General features: G+C 38.4%; 3 protein-coding genes. All 3 read right to left on the bottom strand.

Translation table 11 applies throughout. From position 1 onward, the window contains the following. Window positions 1-97: 97 nt before the first annotated feature. On the bottom strand, window positions 98-1468 hold the full coding sequence (locus RAO94_07990) for a T9SS type A sorting domain-containing protein (GenBank protein MDP8322276.1): 1371 nt from the start codon (window positions 1466-1468) through the stop codon (window positions 98-100). A 23-nt stretch (window positions 1469-1491) separates the two neighbouring features. Beyond that, entirely contained in the window at window positions 1492-3798 is a 2307-nt protein-coding gene (locus RAO94_07985) for a choice-of-anchor Q domain-containing protein (GenBank protein ID MDP8322275.1), read from the bottom strand. 81 nt (window positions 3799-3879) lie between these two features. Continuing rightward, window positions 3880-5503: T9SS type A sorting domain-containing protein (locus tag RAO94_07980; GenBank protein MDP8322274.1), on the bottom strand; the 1624-nt coding region annotated here is incomplete at its 5' end.

The following is a 5503-nucleotide window of genomic DNA, read 5'->3' as shown; positions in this document are numbered from 1 at the left end:
GCTATTCACTGTAGTTCCCGGTTTCTTTAATTAGCAGGCGTTATTCATAATGATACGAGCTGGAGCTCGTAGTTCCCAGAAATATACGTCTCACGAATTATTTCATCAATATCACTTTCCGGTTTACTATTTCTTCTCCTACCTGCAATCGGATGTAATACACTCCGCTACTCACCTTATTGCCGGCGTTATCGTCTCCCTTCCAGACTATATTATAATCATCAGGACGGAAGGTCTCAGCAGCCAGGCTTTTCACTTTTTGACCTTTCACGTTGTAAATATCCAGTTTTACTTCCTTTTGTGCTTCCAGATTGAATGAAATGGTCAGTTCTGGATTAAAAGGATTAGGATAGCAAAGCAGGTTATGATCTACAGGAATGACTTCTTCATATCCGCCTTTAAAGGATACCTCATAATGTATTCCCGGAGTACCGGTCAGTAAACTCTGTTGCCTGAATACATCGGCATCTTCATCAAATACTGAATAGCTGTTACAACGCTCGATCTCACTGCGATCATCATACCAGAAGGCAAATTCTATTTCTTCACCCTCATCTTCTTCCAGGATATAAGCACAGATCTGACTGATTGTATCTTCCACAACCTGTGCACCCTTGCAGACATCATTCACATAAATAGCAACTTCCTGCGGCAGATTTTCTTCTTCAAAATACGCATATACAGGCTGATAATCTATCTCATCCACAAAAGTAAAATGCTCTGCTACCGGACGGTAACCGAGTTCCTCTTCACGCGCAGGAGTTTCCCATTCAAATCTGTAATCATTGTCAACCGTGGTTATCATTACGGCATCCATATAATGCAGGGTACAGGAAGCAGGAGTACCTGTCCAAGGATCGCTGGTTGTGCTTCTACTGATGCACCAGTCCTGTGTCCAGATTTTTATGGCATCATCTGCTACATCACTGGGAAAGGCATCCAGAACTTTCTGAGTAGATGGCAAAAAGTAGCCTAACCAGTCTTCATCTGTCGTAGTAGTAACTAACTCAACATTTGCTTCACAAAGTAATCCTCTGGAAAACATAACTGGGTATCCAGTTCCGGTTCGCTGCATTTTGTATCCTCTTTGACTGCAAACCTGGTAATTAGGTGGAGTCCATCCCCATACATTATTAGTATACGTTCCATGAACATCATAAGTAGATGATTCATACCATGCATATAATCCTGTAGGATCAGGATTCCAATTCTCCCACGCTAAATCTACGTCTATTTCTCGCCCTTCATTTTTTGGCACATCAGTTGGAAATGGCAATTTCGGGAAACATCTCCATAAATATACCCTGGTATGATTTCCTTGTTGCCACGAATATGTATCTGGTTCATGATTTTTATTTAATGCTTCATTTGATTTTCTATCATCTGATCCCATAAAATCTGCAAAGATAATTCTGCCTAATAATAAACAGATCAATAGAATGCCAACTACTAATAAAATGGTTTTCATCACAATTAATTTCCCATTCCCTCTTATTTCACCACAGTCAATTTCCCCTGCTCCAGATATTCTCCATCTTTTGAAAGACGCAGGAAATATACTCCAGCTGCCACTTTATCGCCATTATCATTACAGCAATCCCATCTGATACCGCTATAGCCTCTTTTTAATTCAGAGCCCCACACTTTTTGCCCTTTGATGTTATATATCCCTATCTGATAATCCTCTACCTGCATCAATCCAGTATAATTGATGATCACTGCTCCCCTGCCCTCACTTATTCTCACTGGATTTGGATAATAATTCAAATTAGAATATTCCAACTCATCTTCATGCACTGGATTGCTGAAGGGGTTATATTCATAAGCACCTATATCTATGCCATTTCCTCTTATTCGCAGATTGCCTGCCAGATCATATTCAGGTAAAACCACACCCTCCGGTAATTCCAAAGAACCTGCATCTATTGCCAGGGAACCTTCTTGCAGTTTATAGGGATATTCACCTTCATACATAAATAATGGATCTTCTTCACTAATTGTATCTTCATCCCAGTTCAGGATACCAAATCCCTCAATATATACTCCATCAATTCCATCCTCAATTATGCTGTGATGTACATCTACAACCGGTATTCCTAAAGTGTTATTCCCACGAAGAATAATTGAATATGCCGTTTCATTATCATAGATTATGGTATTCATGATCTCTGCCTCAATGTCATAAGCCAATCTGAGTGGTGCATTTTCTACATAAACTCCATCAAATACATTTCCTGCAAAGGTACTGTTAATCACATTCAGGTTATATTTATCAATACAAAACACAGATATACCCACAGTATAGTCAGTATAGTTGTTATGAAATTCATTATCACTGAATTCGCAATTTACAATATTAAAGTTATGTGCGCCTTGATTGGTTCCTGCTGAATCTAAGCATAAACCACCGGCATGATTATTTTTGCTTATGCAGTTTTCCATTAAGACAGTACAATCGAAACCATGATTATTCATATAATTACGCAGGATATCAGATGTAGGATAATAGATATTATTCTCGAAAATGATATTCCGCATTGTCGCATTAGCTGTACTTATCATAAATAATTGCATGTATTGATTGTCAAGTATCCGTAAATTTTCCAGTAATATTGGATTTACTGATGAAGAAGTATTATCTATATTGATTATCCTTGCCCAAAGGTTTGTCATACCATTTGCATAGCCATTAGTAATTGTCAGGTTCTTTATTTCATATCCTAAATCACTCATTAGATCAATTGCAAAACTCTGATCAATCCCATCTAATTCAATTATTGTATTCTCAACTGACTCTCCAATTATTGATACATGAGATCTTAATATTACTGGAAATATTTGATTATTTAATTCCGTTGAGTAAACTCCATTTTCCAGGTGGATTGTAAGTGGATTATCTTCATCTGCAGTAATGAAGTGTAATGCCTGATTTATGGTCTGTAGAGGTTCTTCTGGTGTTACGCCACTGTTTTCATCATTGCCATCCGGAGAAATATACATATCCGTATATACCCTCTCTCTCTTTGAATGCAGCATTTCAAATCTTGTATCATAGCTCTGGTTTTCACAATTGCCTTCTCCCTGATAGAATTCATACCCAAAAGGCTCAGTTACAGTAAATGTATCAACCACTACATCTGTCAGTAATCCATTATCATCTATAGAGTTGTAAATATCATTTCCCGTAATAGCAATATTATAATAAAAGTTATTTCTATTATCTTCAGAAAAAGTTATATAGGATGTTAAATGACAACTCATCAATCCCCCACCATACATATCTGCAGTGTTACACCTGATAGTATTTCCTTCTAAATATACATTACCACCATCAATAAATATTCCTCCTCCAATTATTCCTCTATTTTGTTCTATTAAACAATTTATCAGGCTGAAACTTGTTTCATAAGAATAGATACCTCCTCCAAATCTTCCATAGGGATCTTGATAACCAATTCCATTTGTTATCGTAAATCCCCTCAATATAGTACCCTCTCCTTCATTATTATGAAGTGCAACGCAACAGCTATTCTGATTACCATCAATAATTGTGTTATGAACATAATCCCTGTTACCGGTGGTTAATTCCAAACTGGCAACTGTAATTTCCTTACCATTATAATCAATATTCTCATAATACCTGCCCGGATATACCAGCACAGTATCTCCATTTGTACTGGCATTGATCCCTTCTTGAATCGATAAATAATTACCTGCACCTTCAATATCCACAATAATTGTTGTCCCCTGTAATATACAAATCAGTAAAAATGCCCAAATCAGAAATGCTTTTTTCATAATCATATCCTTTTATATTAACCTGACGCCCCGAAGGGCGCCAGGCTTTATCGAGTTTCGAATTACGAGTCTCGAGTCACGTTATTTCATCAATATCACTTTCCGGTTTACTATTTCTTCTCCTACCTGCAATCTGATGTAATACACTCCGCTACTCACCTTATTGCCGGCATTATCATCTCCCTTCCAGACTATATTATAGTCATCTGGTCGGAAGGTCTCAGCAGCCAGACTTTTCACTTTCTGGCCTCTGATATTATACACATCCAGCTTTACCAAACGAGTTTCTTCCAGATTAAATGAAATGGTCAGTTCCGGATTGAATGGATTAGGATAGCAAAGCAGATTATGATCTACTGGAATGACTTCTTCATATCCGCCTTTAAAGGATACCTCATAATGTATTCCCGGAGTACCGGTCAGTAAACTTTGCTGCTCATATTCCCCGCTATCTTCATTAAATACCAGATAGCTGTTACAGCGCTCGATCTCACTGCGATCATCATACCAGAAGGCAAATTCTATTTCTTCACCCTCATCTTCTTCCAGGATATAAGCACAGATCTGACTGATTGTATCTTCCACTACCTGTGCACCCTTGCAGACATCATTCACATATACTGCCACTTCCTGCGGCAGATTATCTGCCTCAAAATACACATATACAGGCTGATAATCTATCTCATCCACAAAAGTAAAATGCTCTGCTACCGGACGGTAACCGAGTTCCTCTTCTCGCGCAGGAGTTTCCCATTCAAATCTGTAATCATTGTCAACCGTGGTTATCATTACGGCATCCATATAATGCAAGGTACAGGAAGCAGGAGTACCTGTCCAGGGATCGCTGGTTGTGCTTCTACTGATGCACCAGTCTTGTGTCCAGATTTTAATGGCATCATCTGCTACATCACTGGGGAAGGCATCCAGAACTTTCTGAGTAGATGGTAAAAAGTAGCCTAACCAGTCTTCACCTGTCGTAGTAGTAACTAACTCAACATCAGCTTCACAAAGTAATCCTCTGGAAAACATCACCGGAAATCCAGTCCCGGTTCGCTGTATTTTATATCCTTTATAACTGCAAACCTGGTATGTATTTGGAGTCCATGTCCAAACTTGATTTATATATGTCCCATTAACAGCAGTAGCATCTTTATACCATGAATTTAATCCAGTAGGATCAGGATTCCAGTTCTCCCATGCTTCATCCACATCAATATCCCATCCTTCGTTTTCAGTATAGCTACTATGATCAAGAGGCAAGTTTGGGAAGCATTTCCATATATATACTCGTGAGCTGGCACTGGCTGCCCATTTATATATATCATGTTCATAAGGGTTCCAGCCCATATCAGCCACAGAACCATCAGGATCATCATAATCGCTGTCATCATTACCTTTATTTATACAAGGACTATAATATTCCAGTGGATAAGAAAATGATAGTTCAAATTCAGGATCAGTATTGATATTACCAGTACCTGTATTTAATCCTTCTACATCACTGTAGGTGATCTCAATATCCGTTCCAGTGGGCACTTGCGGTGTCCCATCATTGTCCCAGATAATGCAATTTACTACTTCCAGAGTGACATCATCGGTATTCTCCACATAAATACCTCCAACACCATAAGTGGAAGTATTATCTGCTAAAGTAACGCTGCCAAGATAGATGGAATCATTATAATAACCACCTGAAACTCCAGCC

Origin of the sequence: Candidatus Stygibacter australis (assembly GCA_030765845.1) — a bacterium.
Classification (GTDB): Bacteria; Cloacimonadota; Cloacimonadia; order Cloacimonadales; family TCS61; genus Stygibacter; species Stygibacter australis.
This window is presented reverse-complemented; position numbering and strand designations above follow the sequence as displayed.

Coding starts and splice junctions, on each gene's coding strand:
- RAO94_07985 (MDP8322275.1), bottom strand. CDS start 3,798: ATGAAAAAAGCATTTCTGATTTGGGCATTTTTACTGATTTGTATATTA.
- RAO94_07990 (MDP8322276.1), bottom strand. CDS start 1,468: ATGAAAACCATTTTATTAGTAGTTGGCATTCTATTGATCTGTTTATTA.